The sequence below is a fragment of the Pseudomonas sp. 2995-1 genome (genome assembly GCF_002742505.1).
Lineage (GTDB): Bacteria > Pseudomonadota > Gammaproteobacteria > Pseudomonadales > Pseudomonadaceae > Aquipseudomonas > Aquipseudomonas sivasensis.
Genome location: NZ_LJSA01000332.1, coordinates 246623 through 265531, shown reverse-complemented (window position 1 = coordinate 265531; position 18909 = coordinate 246623). Strand labels below are relative to the sequence as shown.

22 protein-coding genes are annotated in these 18909 nt (G+C 60.7%); 9 read left to right on the top strand and 13 right to left on the bottom strand.

Translation table 11 applies throughout. From position 1 onward, the window contains the following. Nucleotides 1–127: 127 nt before the first annotated feature. The 3 genes from rsmD to AOA61_RS10200 are packed head-to-tail and all read right to left on the bottom strand — an operon-like array spanning nucleotide 128 to nucleotide 3571. On the bottom strand, nucleotides 128–739 hold the full coding sequence (rsmD, locus tag AOA61_RS10210) for a 16S rRNA (guanine(966)-N(2))-methyltransferase RsmD (RefSeq protein ID WP_099601698.1): 612 nt from the start codon (nucleotides 737–739) through the stop codon (nucleotides 128–130). After that, a complete protein-coding gene (locus AOA61_RS10205; RefSeq protein WP_095185136.1) occupies nucleotides 739–2223 on the bottom strand; it encodes a pitrilysin family protein in 1485 nt (494 codons plus the stop codon). Before AOA61_RS10205 ends, rsmD begins: the two co-directional genes overlap by 1 nt. Then, the gene (locus AOA61_RS10200; protein WP_032884151.1) at nucleotides 2216–3571 is read right to left on the bottom strand and encodes a pitrilysin family protein; all 1356 of its coding nucleotides are present in this window, start codon (nucleotides 3569–3571) and stop codon (nucleotides 2216–2218) included. The genes AOA61_RS10205 and AOA61_RS10200 overlap by 8 nt, the downstream gene beginning before the upstream one ends. A gap of 233 nt (nucleotides 3572–3804) precedes the next feature. Between AOA61_RS10200 and ftsY the strand changes: the two genes are divergently transcribed. From ftsY to rpoH, 4 genes are all read left to right on the top strand, one after another. Beyond that, nucleotides 3805–5214: a signal recognition particle-docking protein FtsY gene (gene ftsY / locus AOA61_RS10195; RefSeq protein ID WP_099601697.1), complete on the top strand. Its 1410-nt coding sequence runs from the start codon at nucleotides 3805–3807 to the stop codon at nucleotides 5212–5214. Further along, on the top strand, nucleotides 5211–5882 hold the full coding sequence (gene ftsE, locus AOA61_RS10190) for a cell division ATP-binding protein FtsE (RefSeq protein ID WP_003213784.1): 672 nt from the start codon (nucleotides 5211–5213) through the stop codon (nucleotides 5880–5882). Before ftsY ends, ftsE begins: the two co-directional genes overlap by 4 nt. Next, nucleotides 5879–6901 (top strand): permease-like cell division protein FtsX, encoded by a 1023-nt coding sequence (gene ftsX, locus AOA61_RS10185; RefSeq protein WP_032884149.1) that lies wholly within the window; start codon nucleotides 5879–5881, stop codon nucleotides 6899–6901. The genes ftsE and ftsX overlap by 4 nt, the downstream gene beginning before the upstream one ends. 129 nt (nucleotides 6902–7030) lie before the next feature. Next, nucleotides 7031–7885: an RNA polymerase sigma factor RpoH gene (gene rpoH, locus AOA61_RS10180; RefSeq protein WP_003176698.1), complete on the top strand. Its 855-nt coding sequence runs from the start codon at nucleotides 7031–7033 to the stop codon at nucleotides 7883–7885. 120 nt (nucleotides 7886–8005) lie between these two features. On the opposite strand, the gene mtgA is transcribed toward rpoH, so the two are convergent. Then, on the bottom strand, nucleotides 8006–8728 hold the full coding sequence (gene mtgA / locus AOA61_RS10175) for a monofunctional biosynthetic peptidoglycan transglycosylase (protein ID WP_099601696.1): 723 nt from the start codon (nucleotides 8726–8728) through the stop codon (nucleotides 8006–8008). A 74-nt stretch (nucleotides 8729–8802) separates the two neighbouring features. Between mtgA and AOA61_RS10170 the strand changes: the two genes are divergently transcribed. The 4 genes from AOA61_RS10170 (at nucleotide 8803) to trmB (ending at nucleotide 11033) form a co-directional block, all read left to right on the top strand. Further along, nucleotides 8803–9180, top strand: coding sequence for a DUF423 domain-containing protein (locus AOA61_RS10170; RefSeq protein ID WP_032884146.1), 378 nt, complete (start codon nucleotides 8803–8805; stop codon nucleotides 9178–9180). Between the two features lie 71 nt (nucleotides 9181–9251). Beyond that, entirely contained in the window at nucleotides 9252–9452 is a 201-nt protein-coding gene (gene thiS / locus AOA61_RS10165) for a sulfur carrier protein ThiS (protein WP_032884144.1), read from the top strand. 48 nt (nucleotides 9453–9500) lie between these two features. Then, nucleotides 9501–10295, top strand: coding sequence for a thiazole synthase (locus AOA61_RS10160; RefSeq protein ID WP_032884143.1), 795 nt, complete (start codon nucleotides 9501–9503; stop codon nucleotides 10293–10295). 9 nt (nucleotides 10296–10304) lie between these two features. Continuing rightward, nucleotides 10305–11033, top strand: coding sequence for a tRNA (guanosine(46)-N7)-methyltransferase TrmB (gene trmB / locus AOA61_RS10155; RefSeq protein ID WP_032884142.1), 729 nt, complete (start codon nucleotides 10305–10307; stop codon nucleotides 11031–11033). A gap of 140 nt (nucleotides 11034–11173) precedes the next feature. Here the strand turns inward: trmB and AOA61_RS10150 are convergent, their stop codons facing one another. The 9 genes from AOA61_RS10150 to AOA61_RS10110 form a co-directional block, all read right to left on the bottom strand. Continuing rightward, a complete protein-coding gene (locus tag AOA61_RS10150) occupies nucleotides 11174–11497 on the bottom strand; it encodes a DUF3392 domain-containing protein (RefSeq protein ID WP_032884141.1) in 324 nt (107 codons plus the stop codon). Between the two features lie 17 nt (nucleotides 11498–11514). Beyond that, a complete protein-coding gene (gene hemW / locus AOA61_RS10145) occupies nucleotides 11515–12717 on the bottom strand; it encodes a radical SAM family heme chaperone HemW (RefSeq protein ID WP_032884140.1) in 1203 nt (400 codons plus the stop codon). Next, entirely contained in the window at nucleotides 12714–13310 is a 597-nt protein-coding gene (rdgB, locus tag AOA61_RS10140; protein WP_025859581.1) for an RdgB/HAM1 family non-canonical purine NTP pyrophosphatase, read from the bottom strand. The genes hemW and rdgB overlap by 4 nt, the downstream gene beginning before the upstream one ends. Further along, a complete protein-coding gene (locus AOA61_RS10135; protein ID WP_032884139.1) occupies nucleotides 13307–13741 on the bottom strand; it encodes a DUF4426 domain-containing protein in 435 nt (144 codons plus the stop codon). The genes rdgB and AOA61_RS10135 overlap by 4 nt, the downstream gene beginning before the upstream one ends. Before the next feature lie 21 nt (nucleotides 13742–13762). Continuing rightward, nucleotides 13763–14383 carry a methionine biosynthesis protein MetW gene (metW, locus tag AOA61_RS10130; protein ID WP_010207236.1) on the bottom strand — a complete coding sequence of 207 codons (621 nt, stop codon included), beginning with the start codon at nucleotides 14381–14383 and terminating at the stop codon, nucleotides 13763–13765. Nucleotides 14384–14390: 7 nt separating this feature from the next. After that, nucleotides 14391–15530 (bottom strand): homoserine O-acetyltransferase, encoded by a 1140-nt coding sequence (locus AOA61_RS10125; RefSeq protein WP_099601695.1) that lies wholly within the window; start codon nucleotides 15528–15530, stop codon nucleotides 14391–14393. Nucleotides 15531–15652: 122 nt separating this feature from the next. Next, nucleotides 15653–16243 (bottom strand): YggT family protein, encoded by a 591-nt coding sequence (locus AOA61_RS10120; protein WP_099601694.1) that lies wholly within the window; start codon nucleotides 16241–16243, stop codon nucleotides 15653–15655. Nucleotides 16244–16252: 9 nt separating this feature from the next. Beyond that, nucleotides 16253–17071 (bottom strand): pyrroline-5-carboxylate reductase, encoded by an 819-nt coding sequence (proC, locus tag AOA61_RS10115; protein ID WP_032884136.1) that lies wholly within the window; start codon nucleotides 17069–17071, stop codon nucleotides 16253–16255. 33 nt (nucleotides 17072–17104) lie between these two features. Further along, nucleotides 17105–17791 (bottom strand): YggS family pyridoxal phosphate-dependent enzyme, encoded by a 687-nt coding sequence (locus AOA61_RS10110; protein WP_032884134.1) that lies wholly within the window; start codon nucleotides 17789–17791, stop codon nucleotides 17105–17107. Between the two features lie 57 nt (nucleotides 17792–17848). On the opposite strand from AOA61_RS10110, the gene AOA61_RS10105 reads away from it, so the two are divergent. Beyond that, nucleotides 17849–18883 (top strand): type IV pilus twitching motility protein PilT, encoded by a 1035-nt coding sequence (locus tag AOA61_RS10105; RefSeq protein ID WP_099601693.1) that lies wholly within the window; start codon nucleotides 17849–17851, stop codon nucleotides 18881–18883. The last annotated feature ends 26 nt before the right edge of the window (nucleotides 18884–18909 follow it).

The window sequence follows — 18909 nt, the reverse complement described above, 5'->3', positions numbered from 1 at the left end:
CGCGGGGCTGCGGAGCGGCCCCAGACCAAGCGACCGAGTTCTAGCTGATGGTGCGCGGTGTTTTTATTGGGGCCGCTCCGCAGCCCCGCGCGGGGCCAGCCCGTTCACCACAAAAGCTGGATTGCTCTCAGTTCTCGAGCAACCGATGCCACAACGCGTAATACACCCGCCCGGATTTCTGCTCCCGGTGCAGTCGCCACGCGCCCGGCAGTCCCAAGGAGGATGGCGCAGTCTCGCTTTCAGTGTAGATCCAAGCGTCGGGCGCCAGCCATTGGCGTTCTTCCAGCAGCGTGCACACGGTCGGCAAGAGGTTCTGGTTAAACGGCGGGTCGAGGAACACTACGTCGTACTCGCTGGCCGCCTGGGTTTCCAGGTAGCGCAGAGCATCGGCAGTTTGTACCTGGCCATTGGTGCAACGCAGGGTGCCCAGGTGTTCCTTGAGGCTGGAGACCGCCACATTGCTGGCATCCAGCGCCTGTGCCTGAGACGCGCCACGGGACAACGCCTCCAGGAACAGTGCGCCACTGCCGGCGAACGGGTCCAAGACCTTAGCGCCCGCGATATACGGCGCGAGCCAGTTGAACAGGGTTTCACGCACGCGATCCGGCGTTGGGCGCAGGCCCACGACATCGGGGAAGCTCAGCTTGCGGCTGCCCCATTCACCGCCAATGATGCGCAGTTGGCCCACACCGTTGTGTACGTTGTGGACAGGTTTTTTCGGGCGAGATGAACTGGCCATTAATGCTCCGGAACCCCGAGCGGCTGCTCGGCGGGTTTATCAGTGGGGGGCGGTAGTGGCTTTTGCGCAATCGTCGGGCCGGCGGTCACGATGACCATCTTATCGGCGCTCAAGTGTTTATTCATTGCAGCCTTGACCTGCTCTACGGTCAGGGCCTGGGATTGTTTCATGAAATCTTCCAGATAGCTCAGCGGCAGGTTATAGAAACCCATGGCGCCCAGCTGACCGACGATATCGGCGTTGCTGGCGGTAGACAGCGGGAAGCTGCCGGCCAGCTCGCGCTTGGCGTCATCCAGCTCTTTTTGCGTCGGACCGTTCTTGAGGTAATCGGCCACGACGTCTTCGACCAGGCGCAGGGTGCCGCCACTCATTTCGGCGCGTGTCTGCAGGTTGATCATGAACGGACCGCGTACCTGCATCGGTGAGAAACCGGAGTAAACACCGTAGGTCAGGCCACGCTTTTCACGTACTTCGCTCATCAAACGGGTGCCGAAACCACCGCCGCCGAGGATCTGGTTACCCAGGGACAAGGCCGCGTAGTCCGGGTCGGCGCGGTCGATGCCGAGTTGGGCGAACAGCAAGTGAGTCTGCTTGGATGGGAACTCGATATGGCTCAGGCCGGCCTTTGGTTCAGTCGGCTGGGCAATCTTCGCCAGGGCCGGGCCTTTAGGCAGCGATGCGGACACCTTTGCGGTCATGGCTTCAGCTTCGGCGCGGGTCAGGTCGCCTACCACCGCAATCACCGCATTACCGGCGGCGTACGCCTTGGCGTGGAACGCCTGCAACTGCGCCAGGTTAATTTTCGGCACGCTTTCAGGTGTGCCTTCGCTCGGGTGCGCATAAGGGTGATCGCCGTACAAGCGCTTGAACAGCTCCAGGCTGGCGAGTTTGCCGGGGTTTTGCTTCTGATATTCGAAGCCGGCGAGGATCTGATTCTTGATGCGGGCCAGGGAGTCGGCCGGAAAGGTCGGCTTGCCGATCACGTCGTCAAACAGCGCCAGGGCGGCGTCGCGTTTATCGCTGGCACTCAGGCTGCGCAGGGATACCAGTGCCATGTCGCGGTAAGCGCCATTGCCGAAGTCGGCGCCCAGGCCTTCAAAACCACTGGCGATCTGGCTGACGTCCTTGCCCGGTATGCCTTCGTTGAGCATGGCGTTGGTCATCAACGCCAGGCCCTGCACATCGCCATCCTGGCTGCTGCCGGCGGCGAACAGGATGCGCATGTCGAACATCGGCAGTTCATGCGCCTCAACAAACAGCACCTTGGCGCCTTCGGCGGTGGTCCAGGTTTGCACGTCGAGCTTGCGGTTGGTGGGTGCCTTGCCGTCCAACTCCGCCAAGGATTGCAGTTTGTTGGCTGACTGGGCTTTTTCAAGCGCCGGGCTCGCGACCGATTCACTTGGGCGCAGGAAATACACGGCGCTCGCCGCGATCAGGGTAACGGCGATCAGGCCAGGCAGGATCAGGCTTTTGCGATCACTCATGAGCAGTCTCCTCAGGCAGAACATGGGCGACGCTCAGACGCTCGCGGGTGAAATAAGTACGCGCGGCCTTCTGGATATCTTCAGGCGTCACGCTTTGCAGGTCGGCGAGTTCACTGTCCATCAGCTTCCAGGACAGGCCGACAGTTTCCAGGGAGCCGATGGCCGTGGCCTGGCTGGTGATGGAGTCACGCTGATAGACCAGGCCGGCAATGACCTGAGCGCGGATGCGTTCCAGTTCTTCGGCGGTTGGCGGCTTGGCTTTGAGTTCTTCGAGCAGTCGCCACAGGCCGGCTTCGGCTTGGGCAACGGTCTTTTTCTTCTGCTGGTTTGGGGTGGCCGACAGCATGAACAGGGTGTCGCCGCGGGTATAAGCGTCGTAATTGGTGGAGGCGGCCGAAACCAGCTCTTCACCGCGTTCCAACTGCTCCGAGATGCGCGCACTGTAGCCGCCATCCAACAGGGCCGAAATCAGGCGCAGGGCTTGCACCGAGCGTTTATCTTCGGCAGTCGCCAGGCCAGGAACGTTGAAACCGAGCATCACGCTCGGCAATTGGGTCTGCACGTGCATCGTCAGCAGGCGCTCGCCGGGTTCAGCCAGCTCCATCGGGATCTTCGCGGGCGGTACGTCACGCTTAGGGATCGGGCCAAAGTAGCGTTGGGCCAGGTTCTTCACCTCGTCCGGAGTTACGTCGCCGACTACCACCAGGGTGGCGTTGTTCGGCACGTACCAGGATTGGTACCAGTGGCGCAGTTCTTCGACCTTCATGCGGTCCAGATCGGCCATCCAGCCGATGGTCGGCGTGTGGTAGCCGCTGGCCGGGAAGGCCATGGCCTTGAAGCGCTCGTAGGCCTTGGACATCGGGTTGTCGTCGGTGCGCAGGCGACGTTCTTCTTTAATAACCTCGATTTCGCGGCTGAACTCGTCGGCCGGTAGACGCAGGCTTGCCATGCGGTCGGCTTCAAGTTCGAAGGCCACGCCCAGGCGGTCACGGGCCAGGACTTGGTAATAAGCGGTGTAGTCATCGCTGGTGAACGCGTTTTCTTCGGCACCCAGGTCGCGCAGGATCAGCGAGGCTTCGCCGGGGCCGACTTTGGCGCTGCCCTTGAACATCATGTGTTCCAAGGCGTGGGACAAACCAGTCTGGCCCGGGGTTTCGTAGCTCGAACCCACTTTGTACCAAACCTGGGAAACCACCACCGGGGCGCGATGATCTTCGCGCACGACGACCTTGAGGCCGTTGTCCAGGGTGAATTCATGGGTGGGTTGTGGGTCGGCAGCCAAGGCTGTAAGAGGCAGACAAACTGTGCTGAACAGCAGGCCTGCGGCGCGGCGGGCTAGAGCATTCATTCGTTTTTAAACCTGTTGGGCTGCCCGCTTGGTCTTAGCGTCAGCGGGCGAGGAGGTGCTAGGATACTGGTCGAATATACGGACGGCCACTGCGGCAGTCTTGTTGAGGCCCTATTTAGGCCTTACAAAATGTTGCGCATGAACGAGCTGGCTAAAAAACAGTCTGTTACGCATCGAATTTTATTTACCGACGTGCCGCTCTGGCACTTCGCTACCTTGAGATAGCCGTCTCCATGTTTGGTTCCAACGACGACAAGAAGACCCCAGCTGCGGCTGGCGAGAAGAAAGGCCTGTTCGGATGGCTGCGCAAAAAGCCGCAGGAAACCGTTGTCGAACAGCCACAGGTTCAAGCTGAACCGATCCCCGAACCTATAGTAGAAGCCGAGCCGGTTGCCGAAGTGCCTGCGCCGGTGGTGTTGCCGATGGCTGAGCCGGTGTTGCAGCCAGTGGTTGAGGCCGAGCCTGAGCCTGAGCCTGAGCACAAGCCGTGGCCTGAATTGCCAGTGGCCGAAGAGCCCGTGGCGTTGGTCGAAGACATACAGGCTGAGCACGTGGCCCCGCCGATTCCTGCGGTGGTTGAGACGGTCGAGGTGGTTGCCGAAGCGCCACTTGCCGTGGAAGTCCCGGTTCATGCGCCTGTTGTGGCCGCTGAGCCTGCCCAAGTTATCGAGGTTGTCGAGCCAGAGCCGATCGCCCCACCCGCCGAAACAAGCAAGACCGGCTTCTTCGCTCGTCTCAAGCAAGGCCTGAGCAAGACCAGCGCCAGCATCGGCGAAGGCATGGCCAGCCTGTTCCTGGGCAAGAAGGTCATTGATGACGAACTGCTGGAAGACATTGAAACCCGTCTGCTGACCGCCGACGTGGGCGTCGAAGCCACCGCGGTGATCATCCAGAGCCTGACCCAAAAGGTCGCGCGCAAGCAGCTGACCGATGCCGATGCACTCTACAAATCCTTGCAGGCCGAACTGGCTGCGATGCTCAAACCCGTGGAAGCGCCGCTGGTGATCACCCCGAACAAGCCGTTCGTGATCCTGGTAGTGGGCGTCAACGGCGCCGGCAAGACCACCACCATCGGCAAATTGGCCAAGAAACTGCAATCGGAAGGCAAGAAAGTCATGCTCGCTGCCGGCGACACCTTCCGCGCCGCTGCCGTTGAGCAATTGCAGGTCTGGGGTGAGCGCAACAAGATTCCGGTGATCGCCCAGCACACGGGTGCCGATTCCGCCTCGGTGATCTTCGACGCCGTGCAAGCCGCCAAGGCTCGTAACATCGATGTGCTGATCGCCGATACCGCTGGTCGTCTGCACACCAAAGACAACCTAATGGAAGAGCTGAAGAAAGTCCGCCGCGTTATCGGCAAGCTCGACGCTGACGCGCCGCACGAAGTGCTGCTGGTGCTGGACGCTGGTACCGGCCAGAACGCTATCAGCCAGGCCAAACAATTCAACCAGACGGTCCAACTGACCGGCCTCGCGTTGACTAAGCTCGACGGCACGGCCAAAGGCGGTGTGATCTTCGCCCTGGCCAAGCAGTTCGGGTTGCCGATTCGTTATATCGGCGTCGGTGAAGGCATCGACGACCTGCGCACCTTTGAAGCCGAACCCTTTGTACAGGCACTGTTTGCCGAGCGGGAGCGTTCATGATTCGATTCGAACAGGTCGGTAAACGCTATGCCAACGGGCATGTCGGCTTGCATGAGCTGAGCTTTCGAGTGCGTCGCGGCGAGTTCTTGTTTGTCACCGGTCACTCGGGGGCCGGCAAAAGTACGCTGTTGCGCCTGCTGCTGGCCATGGAACGCCCGACTACCGGCAAGTTACTGCTCGCCGGCCAGGACCTGGCCACCATCAGTAATGCGCAGATCCCGTTCCTGCGCCGCCAGATCGGCGTAGTGTTCCAGAACCACCAGTTACTGTTCGATCGCACGGTGTTCAACAACATTGCGCTGCCGCTGCAGATTCTTGGGTTGTCCAAGGCCGAAATCGTCAAGCGTGTGGACTCGGCCCTGGAGCGCGTGGCGCTGTCGGACAAGACCGACCTCTACCCCGGCGATCTCTCGACTGGTCAGCAGCAGCGCGTCGGCATCGCCCGCGCCATCGTCCATCGCCCGGCCTTGCTGCTGGCGGACGAACCTACCGGTAACCTCGACCCGCGTCTGGCGGCCGAGATCATGGGGGTGTTCGAAGACATCAACCGCCTGGGCACCAGCGTATTGATCGCCAGCCACGACCTGGCGTTGATCGCCCGCATGCGCCACCGCATGCTGACCCTGCAGCGCGGTCGCCTGATCGGTGACGGGGAGGCTGGCGTATGAGTGCCACACGTAGCCCTAAGGTTTCCGAGCGCGTTGCGCCAAAACCGGCCGACCCGCAACCGAAAAAGAAAAAACACGACGATGACGACGGCCCGGACTTCAGCACCTTGCTGCGCGCCTGGATCGAAAGCCACCGCGCCAGCCTGCTGGACAGCTTGCGCCGTCTGGGCAAACAGCCGATCGGCAGCTTTTTCACCTGCCTGGTGATGGCTGTGGCCTTGAGCCTGCCGATGGGCTTGTCGCTGCTGCTTAATAATGTGGAGCGTTTGGGCGGTTCCTGGCAGCGTGCGGCGCAGATTTCGCTGTACTTGAACCTGGATGCCAGTACCAAGGAAGGCGAAGCGCTACGGGACGATATCAAGAATATGCCGGGCGTCGCGGACGCCGAGTACGTTAGCCGCGACCAGGCCCTTGAGGAGTTCCAACAGCAGTCCGGCCTGGGCGAGGCGCTTAAAGAGCTGCCGCAGAACCCACTGCCAGGCGTCGTGCTGGTGACCCCGAATGAAGTCGACAAGCCGGCCCTTGAAGCCCTGCGGCAAAAACTCGCAGAGATGCCGAAGGTGCAACAGGCGCAACTTGATCTAGTCTGGGTAGAGCGCCTGGCGGCGATCCTCAAGCTTGGCGACCGTTTTGTGTTCGGCCTGACGGTGCTGTTGGTGTCTGCATTACTTTTGGTGATAGGTAATACCATTCGTCTTCATATTGAAAACCGTCGCATCGAGATAGAAGTGATTAAACTGGTCGGCGGCACGGACAGCTATGTGCGTCGGCCTTTTCTGTACATGGGCGCGCTTTATGGCCTGGGTGCGGGGATTTTGTCCTGGGGCGTGCTGGCGTTCGGCCTGAACTGGCTGAACGATGCAGTCGTTGGGCTTGCCGGCTTGTACGGCAGTGATTTTGCCCTGGCCGGGGTACCGGTGGCCGATGGTCTGTCGCTCTTGCTTGGCGCGGTATTGTTGGGTTATATCGGTGCCTGGATTGCGGTCGCACGGCATTTACGTGAGCTGGCACCGAAGTAGTTAATGTCAGATTAATGTGGTTTCGTTTGTATTGACCGTATCAGTGGTTTAGGGAACTTGTCCTACGGTTCCCGGTCAATTTTCGCAGTGCTGAACTGCACGAGTTATGTGAGTCGGAGGTTTTTTCGTATGACCACTTCTTTGCAACCTGCTTATGCCTTGGTCCCTGGTGCGAACCTGGAAGCCTATGTGCACACGGTCAACAGCATTCCATTGCTGACGCCCGAGCAGGAGCGTGAACTGGCCGAGAGTCTCTACTATGAGCAGGATTTGGGGGCGGCTCGGCAGATGGTGCTCGCCCACCTGCGTTTTGTCGTACATATCGCCCGTAGCTATAGCGGCTACGGGTTGGCCCAGGCTGACCTGATTCAGGAAGGCAACGTCGGCCTGATGAAGGCTGTAAAGCGCTTCAACCCTGAGATGGGCGTGCGCCTGGTGTCGTTTGCCGTGCACTGGATCAAGGCGGAAATCCACGAGTTCATCCTGCGCAACTGGCGCATTGTGAAAGTCGCGACCACCAAGGCCCAGCGCAAACTGTTCTTCAACCTGCGTAGCCAGAAAAAACGCCTGGCGTGGCTGAACAACGAGGAAGTCCACCGCGTGGCCGAAAGCCTCGGTGTGGAGCCCCGTGAAGTGCGCGAAATGGAAAGTCGCCTGACCGGCCATGACATGGCCTTCGATCCGGCCGCCGAAGCGGACGATGACAGCGCCTTCCAATCGCCGGCCAACTATCTGGAAGACCACCGGTACGACCCGGCGCGTCAACTGGAAGACGCCGACTGGAGCGACAATTCCAACCACAACCTGCACGAAGCGCTGGAAGTGTTGGACGACCGCAGTCGTGACATCCTCTACCAGCGCTGGCTGGCGGAAGAAAAAGCCACGCTGCACGACTTGGCGCAGAAGTACAACGTGTCGGCCGAGCGAATTCGTCAGCTTGAGAAAAGCGCGATGAACAAGCTGAAGTTGTCGATCGCCGCTTAAAAGCGCCGCTTAAAAATGTGGGAGGGGGCTTGCCCCCGATAGCAGAGTGTCAGTCGACATTAAAATGACTGATCCAACGCTATCGGGAGCAAGCGTCCTCCCACATTTTTTTGTGTTGTATCAGTCGGACCAAGGCGCTTTGCGCGAGTTGTTCAGTTCCACCAGATAACCATCTCCGCCTAGCTGGCTCATCTGCTGGCGAATCCACGCCGCCCGCCGCGCCACATAAGCGGTCGGGTGGCTGGCACTCCATACCCGTGGGTTAGGCAACACCGCCGCTAAATAGCTGGCCTGCTGCCGGGACAAGTCTTTGGCGCTTACGCCGAAGTGATGCCGCGCCGCCGCCTCCGCGCCGAATACGCCTTCATCCCATTCCACGCTATTGAGGTACACCTCAAGAATCCGCTGCTTGGGCCACAGCACCTCGATCAACCCGGTAAACCAGGCCTCCAGCCCTTTGCGCAAATAACTGCGGCCAGCCCACAGGAACAGATTCTTCGACACCTGCTGACTCAACGTACTGGCGCCGCGAATCGAACCGCCGCGCTCGTTGTGCAGGATCGCCGCCTGGATCGCGCCGAAATCAAAGCCCCAATGCTGCGGGAAGCGCTGGTCTTCACCGGCCATCACCGCCACTTTGAGCTCATCGGAGATCTCGTCCCACGGCACCCAGGTGCGCTGCAGGTCAATGGGTTCGCCGTCGAACCAGGATTCGACCTTGCGCTCCACCATCAGGGCGGTGAAGGGCGGCGGGACGACACGAAACAGCAGCACCAGCAAAACACTGCCGATGGCAAACCATTTCACGACGTTGAGAAAGCGTTTGAATAGGAGACGCAGCATAGAGATGGCTTGGCCGAACCCGTTGAGCGGGCCATTATACAGACCCTGCCCGATGAGTCTGACTGGAGTTCCCTATGCTGCGTAGCTTTCTGATGCTGGCCGCGTTTTTCGGCTTCACCGGTGTGGCCTTGGGCGCGTTTGCCGCCCACGGCCTGAAAAACCGTCTGAGCGCCGAGTACCTGGCGATCTTCCATACCGGAGTGACCTACCAACTGGTGCACACACTGGCGCTGTTCGGCGTGGCGTTGCTGGCCGCCCATCTTCCCGGCCGCCTGGTGACTTGGGCCGGTATCTCGTTTGTCATCGGTATCCTGCTGTTTTCCGGCAGCCTCTACGCGCTGACCATGACCGGTATCAGCAAGCTCGGCATCATCACCCCGTTCGGTGGCCTGGCGTTCTTGCTCGGCTGGTTCTTCCTCGGTTTGTTTGCCTGGCGCTTGCAGGTCGTCTGACCAAGGGACTTGGGCCGGCAACGCCAATCAAGCTAGAATGCTGGCCCCTAAAAACGATGGCGGCCCGCGGCATGCGCATTCTGTTGAACGGCGAATCCTTTGAACTGCCCGACGGTGAAACCGTTTCGGCCCTGCTGACCCGTCTGGACCTGACCGGGCGTCGCGTCGCAGTGGAGCTCAACCTGGATATCGTTCCGCGTAGCCTCCACGCCGAGACTGCGCTCACCGAAGGTGATCAGGTTGAAGTGGTCCACGCCATCGGCGGCGGCTAGTCGCCTGCCCGAATTCTGCAGAACCTCACCCCATTTCGAGGATTTCCCATGAGCATCGTTCGTAGCGACAAGCCCTTCGTCCTGGCCGGTCGTACCTACCAGTCCCGCTTGCTGGTCGGCACCGGCAAGTATCGCGACATGGAAGAAACCCGCCTGGCCATCGAAGCCTCGGGCGCTGAAATCGTGACCTTCGCCGTACGCCGCACCAACCTCGGTCAGATCGAGGGCGAGCCGAACCTGCTCGAAGTGCTGTCGCCGGATCGCTACACCTTCTTGCCGAACACAGCCGGTTGCTATGACGCCATTGAAGCCGTGCGCACCTGCCGCCTGGCCCGTGAGCTGCTTGATGGTCACAACCTGGTGAAGCTGGAAGTGCTGGCCGACCAAAAAACCCTGTTCCCCAACGTGATCGAAACCCTCAAGGCCGCTGAGACGCTGGTCAAGGAAGGCTTCGACGTGATGGTCTACACCAGTGATGACCCGATCATCGCCCGTCAATTGGCGGAAATCGGCTGCATCGCCGTGATGCCGCTGGCCGGTCTGATCGGTTCCGGCCTGGGTATCTGCAATCCGTACAACCTGCAGATCATCCTCGAAGAAGCCAAGATCCCCGTACTGGTGGATGCGGGCGTAGGCACTGCCTCCGACGCGACCATCGCCATGGAGCTGGGTTGCGACGCTGTGCTGATGAACTCCGCCATCGCCCATGCTCAGCAACCGATCATGATGGCCGAAGCCATGAAACACGCCATCGTCGCAGGCCGCCTGGCTTACCTCGCCGGGCGCATGCCGAAAAAACTCTACGCCAGCGCCTCTTCGCCGCTGGATGGTCTGATCAAGTAAGAGCCATTGATGACTGAATCAAACGAAACGCCGAACACCGTGGAAGAAGCAGGCGACGAGTCCAAGCATCGCCGCATCAAGAGCTTTGTGATGCGCGCCGGTCGTATGACCGAAGGGCAGCAAAAGGGTCTGGAGCAGGGCACGCCACTGTTCGTATTGCCCTTGGCCGATGCGCCCGTGGACTACGACCAAGTGTTTGGCCGTTCGGCCCCGCGCTCACTGGAAATCGGCTTCGGCATGGGCCACTCCCTGCTGGAAATGGCCGCTGCCGCGCCGGACCAGGACTTCATTGGCGTGGAAGTACACCGCCCAGGTGTCGGCGCACTGCTTAACGGCGTCCTGACTCAAGGCCTGACTAACCTGCGGGTCTACGACTGCGACGCGATTGAAGTGCTTAACCGTTGCATCGCCGACAACAGCCTTGACCGCCTGATGCTGTTCTTCCCGGACCCATGGCATAAATCCCGCCACCACAAACGCCGCATCGTTCAGGCTTCCTTCGCGGAACTGGTGCGCAGCAAGCTCAAGGTTGGCGGCATCCTGCACATGGCCACCGACTGGGAGCCGTATGCCGAATACATGCTGGAAGTAATGGACGTTGCCCCTGGCTACCGCAACCTGGCCGAAGATGGCAAATGCGTGCCGCGCCCGGCTGAGCGTCCGATCACCAAGTTCGAACGTCGCGGCGAGCGGTTGGGGCATGGGGTTTGGGATTTGAAGTTTGAGAAGTTGGCGTAACTCGCCACTGGCTTGAAATGCAATTCAATGTGGGAGGGGGCTTGCCCCCGATAGCGGTGGATCAGTCGACATCAAAGTGACTGATCCACCGCTATCGGGGGCAAGCCCCCTCCCACAGTTGTTTTGTGTTGGATTTGAGGTCAGCGGCGATCGGCGACGACGCCAATCAACACCAGCACCACCACCAACACCGGCGCCAGGCTGTAGTTATTGAACTGGCTCAAGCCCCGCACAATCCACGGTGTGGCGTAGATCAATGCAGCGCCGCTGCCGACCATGCACACCAATGCCATCAGCGGGACGCGCAAGGCGCCGGCGATGCTGCCCAGGCGTGCTTCGACCCAGCCCTTGATATCTGCGCCGAACAGCACCAGCAAACAGCCCACGAGCGCTAGGGAGATTTCCGACAGGTTGCTGCGGCTCCAGCGGGATACGGTGGCGAGCAGGTCGAGTACCAAATCCATTCGAATTCCTTAGAGCGTCAGCTCAAAAACTTCTGCAACAGGTCATTGAGAAAGAGTTGCCCGCGATCAGTGGCCGCCAGGCGTGACGGTTCGACCTGCATTAAGCCACTTTGTTCTGCCTCGCGACGTGCCTCGTCAAGGCTCGCCAGGTCGAGGCCCGTGCGCTCGGCGTAGAGCCTGGCGTCGACGCCGTCGGTGAGGCGCAGAGCGTTCATCAGAAACTCGAAAGGTAGCTCGTCATTGGTCAGCTCCTTCGCCCCAGCCTGGAAGCTTTTGGCCGGGTTCAGGTAGTCCTTTGGCGCGCGGGTCTTCCAGGTGCGCACGATGCGCCCGTCCGGATGGCTGAGCTTGCCGTGGGCGCCGGCGCCGATGCCGATAAAGTCGCCGAAGCTCCAGTAATTCAGGTTATGCCGCGCCGGGCGGCCCGGTTGGGCATAGGCTGACACTTCGTATTGGGCGTAACCGTGCTCGGCCAGCAGTGCCTGGCCTGCTTCCTGGATGTCCCAGAGGGTGTCGTCTTCTGGCAGCGCCGGCGGCTGGTTCCAGAACACCGTGTTGGGTTCCAGGGTCAATTGATACCAGGACAAATGCGTGGGTTTGAGCGCGATGGCCTGGCGCAGGTCGCTGAGGGCGTCGTCCAGGGACTGATCGGGCAAACCGTGCATCAGGTCCAAGTTGAAGTTATCAAATCCGGCCTGGCGCGCCATCCCGGCAGCGCGTACAGCTTCGTCGCCATTGTGGATACGGCCCAGGGCCTGAAGTTTTTCCTGCTGGAAGCTCTGGATACCGATGGACAGGCGGTTGATCCCCAGCTTGCGGTACGCCACGAACTTCTCTTGTTCGAACGTGCCGGGGTTGGCTTCCAGGGTGATCTCGATATCGCCGGCAAACGGGATGCGCGCTTCCACGCCTTTGAGCAGGCGACCCAGTGCTGCAGCGCTGAACAGGCTTGGGGTGCCACCGCCGAAGAAGATCGAACTCAGTTCCCGGCCGTAAACGGCATGCAGGTCCTGATCGAGGTCGGCCAACAGTGCGTCCACGTACTCTTCTTCCGGCAGCACTTTGCTTGCGGTGTGAGAGTTGAAGTCGCAATACGGGCATTTACGTACGCACCACGGGATGTGGATATACAGCGCCAGGGGCGGCAGCACGGGCAAGGCCGCCCGAGGTGTTTGCGCGCCGCCGTGGATCAGCGGCAGCGCCTGCGTGTCGTGGGTCATTTCAGGCTCAGGCGTTGGCGCAGCAAATCCATTGCGCGGGCGCGGTGGCTGATCTGGTTCTTGTCGGCCGGGCTCAGTTCGGCGCTGGAGACATTGCGCTCTGGCACCCAGAACAGCGGGTCATAGCCAAAACCATGCTCACCGCTGGCCGCATGCAGGATGCGCCCGTGCCACAGGCCTTCGCAAAGGATCGGCAACGGGTCGTCCGCATGGCGCACCAGGGCCAGCACGCAGACGAACTGCGCGCCGCGTTCGGCGTCCGGCACGTCCTTGAGGGCGTCCAGCAACTTGGCGTTGTTGGCCGCGTCACCTTTGCCATCGGCGTAGCGCGCCGAATAGATACCAGGGGCTCCGCCGAGAAAATCCACCGCCAGGCCAGAGTCATCCGCCAGCGCCGGAAGGCCCGAGATACGTGCGGCATTGCGCGCCTTGAGGATGGCGTTCTCGACGAACGACAGGCCTGTCTCTTCCGGCTCGACCTGGCTGAACTCGCCAATCGAGCGCAGTTGCACGGAGTCGCCGAGCATGGCCTGCAGTTCTTTGAGTTTGCCGGCGTTATGGCTGGCGAGTACGAGCTGGGTAAGGTTCATCATTCCGCCGGAAACAGTTCCTGGTTGAATTGGAAGCTATGGGCTTTGCCGCCGGTTTCAACGTTGATGGTAAACGTCTTGTATTCCCGCTGGGTCACGGCGTAGGGCGCGAGATAATTGATCCCGCCTTTTTCGTTGATTTGCTTGAAGGTGAGGATCTCGCTCTTGCCGCCCAGATCCTTGATGGTGCCCGTTACTTGTGCGGCCACGGGGGTCACGCCCTTGATCACGGTCACATTGATCAAGCCCTTTTCCTTACTGCGTACCACGCCGACTTTCTGGGCGGTTTCCGGTTGCAGGAAGCTGGAGGTGAAGGTGTTGTAGTGAACGGTGATATCGCCGAAGTCTTTCTTGCGATTTGCATCGATAGCGTCGGCTGCCAAGGCGTTGGCACCCAGGCAAGCGGTCAGTAGAAAAATAGCCAAGCGACTCATGAGCGCCCCTCTGGAAAATGATTAGACGGCAATTTTGTGGTCGGTCAGGCCAGGACTGCTGACCCGGTAGATACCGATTTCGCCCAACAGGTTGGGCCATAGTTTACTCGCCCAGCCGTGACGGTGCTGTTGATCGACGGCAAGTCGGTTAATCACTTTGGCTTCACGCTCGCCACACAGCGCTTCGAAGTCTTCGAAGGTGCAGAAGTGGATGTTCGGCGTGTTGTACCAGGTGTAAGGCAGGAAATCCGACACCGGCATGCGACCCTTGGTCGCCAGGTACCAGCGGCAGCGCCAGTGGCCGAAGTTAGGGAAGGTGATGATGCACTGGCGACCCACGCGCAGCATTTCGTCGAGGATGCGGTCAGGGTAGTGCACCGCTTGCAGGGCTTGGGTCATCACCACGATGTCGAAGCTGTTGCTGGCAAAGTTACCCAGGCCCTTGTCCAAGTCCTGCTCGATCACGTTGATGCCCTTGGCCACGCACTGGGCGATGTTGTCCGGGTCGTTTTCCAGGCCATAGCCGGTGACTTGCTTGTTGTCGCGCAGCCAGCTCAGCAGTTCGCCATCGCCGCAGCCCAGGTCAAGCACGCGGCTGCCGGCGGGGATCCATTCTTGGATGATTTCCAGGTCGGCTCTCATGGCGTTCTCACACTGTAATCCGGTTCATGTAATTGCCGAACGCCTGCAAGTAACGCGGGATCGGAATCAGGAAGGCGTCGTGGCCTTGCGGCGCATCGATCTCCAGGTAGCACACGTCTTTGCGTGCGGCCATCAGTGCATCCACCAGCTCGCGGGAGCGGGCCGGGGAGAAGCGCCAGTCGGTGGTGAACGACATCACGCAGAACTTGGCCGTGGCGCCTTCGAAGGTTTTCGCCAGGTCATCGTCGTGGTTGGCCGCCGGGTCGAAATAGTCCAGGGCCTTGGTCATCAGCAGATAGGTGTTGGCATCGAAACGCCCGGAGAACTCCTCGCCCTGATAACGCAGGTAGCTTTCGACCTGGAATTCGACGCTGTGGAAATCGTAGTTGAGCTTCTCGCTCTTGAGGCCACGGCCGAATTTTTCGCCCATGGAGTCATCGGACAGGTAGGTGATATGCCCGACCATCCGCGCCAGCATCAAGCCGCGCTTGGGAATCACGCCCACTTCCTGGAACGAACCGCCGTGGAACTCGGGGTCGGTGAGGATCGCCTGGCGCGCCACTTCGTTGAAGGCGATGTTTTGCGCCGACAACTTGGGGGCCGAGGCGATGGCCAGACAATGGCGTACGCGATCAGGGTAGGTGATGGTCCATTGCAGTGCCTGCATCCCGCCCAGGCTGCCACCGATCACGGCGGCCCACTGGTTGATGCCCAACAAATCGGCAAGACGCGCTTGGCTGTGTACCCAGTCTTCCACGGTCAGCACCGGGAAGTCGGCGCCGAACGGCTTGCCGGTTTCCGGGTTGATACTGCTGGGGCCAGTGGAGCCGTTGCAGCCGCCGAGGTTGTTCAGGCTGACCACGAAGAATTTGTTGGTGTCGATGGGCTTGCCGGGACCGATACAGCTGTCCCACCAGCCGGGCTTGCGCTCGTCGGCACTGTGGAAGCCTGCTGCGTGGTGATGACCGGACAAGGCGTGGCAGATCAGCACGGCGTTGCTCGCCGTGGCGTTCAGTTGGCCATAGGTTTCGTAGATCAGGTCGTAGGCGGGCAGAGAACGGCCGCAGGCCAGGGCCAGGGGTTCGCTGAAGTGCGCCACTTGGGGCACGACCAGACCAACAGAATCGGGGGGGAAGGCAGCTGGCATCGACCCTGCTCTCGTTTAAATGAGGCGTAAGTCTAAAGACCACTGCACCCAGCGGCAAGCAAAGGCCTGCGCGCTGCGAAATGAGGGAGGGAGGGAGCAAGCCCCTCCCTCATTTGTTTGCGTCAGATCAGCAGGCGCAGAATCTCAGGCATCCCGGTCATGGTGGCCAGGTTGTTGATCACCAGCATGTCCAGCAGCTTGAGCACCATGAATGCCAGGATCGGCGAGATATCCAGGCCGCCCAGGTTCGGCAGCATGCGGCGGAATGGCGCCAGGGCGGGCTCGCAGATCTGGTTCACCAGTTCGGCGCCAGGGTTGTGGCTACCCGGGGCGACCCAGGACAGGATCACGCTGATGATCAAGGCGAAGAAGAAAATCTTCAGGAACAGCGCGGTCACGCCGATGATTGCCCAAATCAGCAACTGTATGAAATTGCCGGTGGTGCCGTACGTCAGCAGCAGTGTCAGCGCCATCAAGGCCAACTGCACCAGGATCGCCAGCACCAGCGACGACATATCCAGGCCGAACAGGCTCGGGATCACCCGGCGCAACGGCTTGAGCAGCGGCTGGGTCGCCTTGACGATGAACTGGCAGAGCGGGTTGTAGAAGTTGGCACGTACCAGTTGCAACACGAAACGCAACAGCACGATCAGCAGGTAGAGGCTGCCGAGGGTTTGCAGCACGTAGACGGCTGCGGTGTTCAAACCAATCATATTGGCTCCTTAGTTGCCCAGTTGTTCGGCCATTTCGGCCGATCGGTGCGCAGCGGCACCCAATGCTTTTTCCACCAGGGCTTCAAAGCCCCCGGCCTGGAACGATTCAATGGCGGCCTGCGTCGTGCCGCCTGGTGAGGTCACGCGACGGCGCAGCTCGGCGGCATCCGCATCGCTGGACACGGCCATCTTCGCGGCGCCCAAGGCGGTCTGCTCGGACAGTTGCTCAGCGACTTCCCGTGGCAGGCCGAGTTTCACGCCGGCGGCGGTCATGGCTTCAATCAGCAGGAAGAAGTACGCCGGGCCGCTGCCGGAGACGGCGGTGACCGCGTCCAGTTGTTGTTCCTGATCCAGCCACAGAGCAATGCCCACGGCGGACAGCAGCTCTTGGGCCTGGTCACGTTGTTCGGTGCTGACCTCGGCGGTGGCATACAAACCGCTGACGCCTTGGCGCAGCAGAGCCGGAGTGTTGGGCATGCAACGCACGATGGGCTGGGCCCCCAGCCACTTCTTCATGCTGGCGCAGGTTATGCCGGCAGCGATGGACACCACCAACTGATGCGGTTGCAGATTTGGGCGCAGGCTTTCGCACACGGCCTTCATGGCTTGTGGCTTGACCGCCAGCACGATCACGTCGACGCCTTGGATGGCCTCGGCATTGTCGGCAAAGGTGTCGATACCGTGCTCGGCGCTGACGCGCGCACGGGTGTCGGCGCCCGGGTCGCTGGCGCGGATCTGCGCGGCGTCCAGGCCCTTGGCCCGTAGGCCGCCGATCAGGCTGGCCGCCATGTTACCGGCGCCGATAAAGGCAATACGCGTGTTGCTCATGACAGGTCCTTATTCAGAGGGAGGTCAGCCATTTCACGGCTGGCCGTAATCACGGGCGCCAAACAGGGCGGTACCGATCCGCACCCAGGTGGCGCCTTGGGCGATGGCCGACTCAAGGTCGTGGCTCATGCCCATGGAAAGCGTGTCGAGCGGCAGGTTCAGGCTGTTTTGCAGGTCGCGAACGGTAGCGAACGCTGCATCTTGCTCGGTCCGATCTTCAGTCGGCTCGGGGATTGCCATCAGGCCACGCAGCGTCAAGCGCGGCAGGGCACTGATGGCATTGGCCAGGGCCGGCAAGTCGGCGGGCGTGCAGCCGGACTTGCTGGCTTCGCCGCTGACATTGACCTGGATACAGATGTTCAGCGGCGGCAGGTCGGCCGGGCGTTGTTCGGACAGGCGTTGTGCAATTTTGAGGCGGTCCACGGAATGCACCCAAGCGAAGTTCTCGGCGATAGCGCGCGTCTTGTTCGATTGAATGGGGCCGATGAAGTGCCAACTCAAGGGCAGGTCGGTTAATTCAGCCTGTTTGCCCAGGGCTTCCTGCAGATAGTTTTCGCCGAATTCGAGCTGCCCGGCGGCATAGGCTTCGCGCACTGCTTGGGCGGGTTTGGTCTTGCTCACGGCCAGCAGGTGGATGCTGCTTGCGTCACGTTGCACGGCGTCGGCTGCGGCGCGGATGCGCTGGCTAACCAGGCCGATGTTGTCTGCTATCGTCGACATTCAAGATGCGCCCGTGGATATGGAGTCCGCGGCATTCTACTGGAAATGGAAAGCCCTATGGATATCACTGAATTACTGGTGGCCGGCGTGCGCCGTGGCGCCTCCGACCTGCACCTGTCGGCGGGGCTGGCGCCGATGTGGCGAATCGATGGCGAAGTCTGGCCGATGGATTGGCCGGTGCTTTCTGCCCCGCAAGTCGCGGATTTATTGAGCCCTTTGCTCAATCAATACCAGCAAAAGGATTTCGAAACATCTCTTGAAACGGATTTTGCCTTCGAGCTGCCGGGTGTAGCGCGCTTCCGGGCCAACGTATTCCAACAGGATCGCGGCATGGGCGCGGTGTTTCGTACTATTCCGGCCGAAGTCCAGAGCCTGGATAGCCTGGGTCTCGGGGCGGTGTTCCAACGCATCGCCCAATTGCCACGTGGCCTGGTGCTGGTGACCGGACCCACTGGCTCCGGCAAGTCCACCACTCTGGCGGCAATGATCGATTACCTCAATCAGCATCGGCGCCAGCACATCCTTACGCTGGAAGACCCCATCGAATTTATCCACAGGCCGAAAATCGCGCTGATCAACCAGCGCCAGGTGCACCGCGACACCCACAGTTTTTCGGTAGCCCTGCGTTCGGCGCTGCGTGAAGACCCCGATGTGATCCTGGTGGGCGAACTGCGTGACCTGGAAACCATCCGCCTGGCCCTGACGGCGGCTGAAACCGGGCATCTGGTATTTGGCACCTTGCACACTACCTCCGCGGCAAAGACCGTGGATCGGCTGGTCGACGTGTTCCCGGCCGGCGAAAAGGCCATGGTCCGCTCAATGTTGTCGGAGTCGTTGCAGGCGGTGGTGTCACAGGTGCTGGTGAAGAAGCTCGGCGGCGGGCGCGTGGCGGCCCATGAAATCATGTTGGGCACGCCAGCCATTCGTAATCTGATTCGTGAGGACAAGGTGGCGCAGATGGTCTCTGCCATCCAGACCGGCGGGGCGTTGGGGATGAAGACATTGGATATGAGTTTGAAAGCGTTGGTCACGCAGGGCGTGATCAGCCGGGAAGAGGCGCTGGAGAAGGCGAGGGCGCCTGGGGATATCTAAGATCGGAATATATAAGGAGATCCAAA

Excerpts from the sequence above, each read along its gene's own strand:
- rsmD (WP_099601698.1), bottom strand. The coding sequence starts at position 739 with ATGGCCAGTTCATCTCGCCCGAAAAAACCTGTCCACAACGTACACAAC.
- AOA61_RS10205 (WP_095185136.1), bottom strand. The coding sequence starts at position 2,223 with ATGAGTGATCGCAAAAGCCTGATCCTGCCTGGCCTGATCGCCGTTACC.
- AOA61_RS10200 (WP_032884151.1), bottom strand. The coding sequence starts at position 3,571 with ATGAATGCTCTAGCCCGCCGCGCCGCAGGCCTGCTGTTCAGCACAGTT.
- ftsY (WP_099601697.1), top strand. The coding sequence starts at position 3,805 with ATGTTTGGTTCCAACGACGACAAGAAGACCCCAGCTGCGGCTGGCGAG.
- ftsE (WP_003213784.1), top strand. The coding sequence starts at position 5,211 with ATGATTCGATTCGAACAGGTCGGTAAACGCTATGCCAACGGGCATGTC.
- ftsX (WP_032884149.1), top strand. The coding sequence starts at position 5,879 with ATGAGTGCCACACGTAGCCCTAAGGTTTCCGAGCGCGTTGCGCCAAAA.
- rpoH (WP_003176698.1), top strand. The coding sequence starts at position 7,031 with ATGACCACTTCTTTGCAACCTGCTTATGCCTTGGTCCCTGGTGCGAAC.
- mtgA (WP_099601696.1), bottom strand. The coding sequence starts at position 8,728 with ATGCTGCGTCTCCTATTCAAACGCTTTCTCAACGTCGTGAAATGGTTT.
- AOA61_RS10170 (WP_032884146.1), top strand. The coding sequence starts at position 8,803 with ATGCTGCGTAGCTTTCTGATGCTGGCCGCGTTTTTCGGCTTCACCGGT.
- thiS (WP_032884144.1), top strand. The coding sequence starts at position 9,252 with ATGCGCATTCTGTTGAACGGCGAATCCTTTGAACTGCCCGACGGTGAA.
- AOA61_RS10160 (WP_032884143.1), top strand. The coding sequence starts at position 9,501 with ATGAGCATCGTTCGTAGCGACAAGCCCTTCGTCCTGGCCGGTCGTACC.
- trmB (WP_032884142.1), top strand. The coding sequence starts at position 10,305 with ATGACTGAATCAAACGAAACGCCGAACACCGTGGAAGAAGCAGGCGAC.
- AOA61_RS10150 (WP_032884141.1), bottom strand. The coding sequence starts at position 11,497 with ATGGATTTGGTACTCGACCTGCTCGCCACCGTATCCCGCTGGAGCCGC.
- hemW (WP_032884140.1), bottom strand. The coding sequence starts at position 12,717 with ATGACCCACGACACGCAGGCGCTGCCGCTGATCCACGGCGGCGCGCAA.
- rdgB (WP_025859581.1), bottom strand. The coding sequence starts at position 13,310 with ATGATGAACCTTACCCAGCTCGTACTCGCCAGCCATAACGCCGGCAAA.
- AOA61_RS10135 (WP_032884139.1), bottom strand. The coding sequence starts at position 13,741 with ATGAGTCGCTTGGCTATTTTTCTACTGACCGCTTGCCTGGGTGCCAAC.
- metW (WP_010207236.1), bottom strand. The coding sequence starts at position 14,383 with ATGAGAGCCGACCTGGAAATCATCCAAGAATGGATCCCCGCCGGCAGC.
- AOA61_RS10125 (WP_099601695.1), bottom strand. The coding sequence starts at position 15,530 with ATGCCAGCTGCCTTCCCCCCCGATTCTGTTGGTCTGGTCGTGCCCCAA.
- AOA61_RS10120 (WP_099601694.1), bottom strand. The coding sequence starts at position 16,243 with ATGATTGGTTTGAACACCGCAGCCGTCTACGTGCTGCAAACCCTCGGC.
- proC (WP_032884136.1), bottom strand. The coding sequence starts at position 17,071 with ATGAGCAACACGCGTATTGCCTTTATCGGCGCCGGTAACATGGCGGCC.
- AOA61_RS10110 (WP_032884134.1), bottom strand. The coding sequence starts at position 17,791 with ATGTCGACGATAGCAGACAACATCGGCCTGGTTAGCCAGCGCATCCGC.
- AOA61_RS10105 (WP_099601693.1), top strand. The coding sequence starts at position 17,849 with ATGGATATCACTGAATTACTGGTGGCCGGCGTGCGCCGTGGCGCCTCC.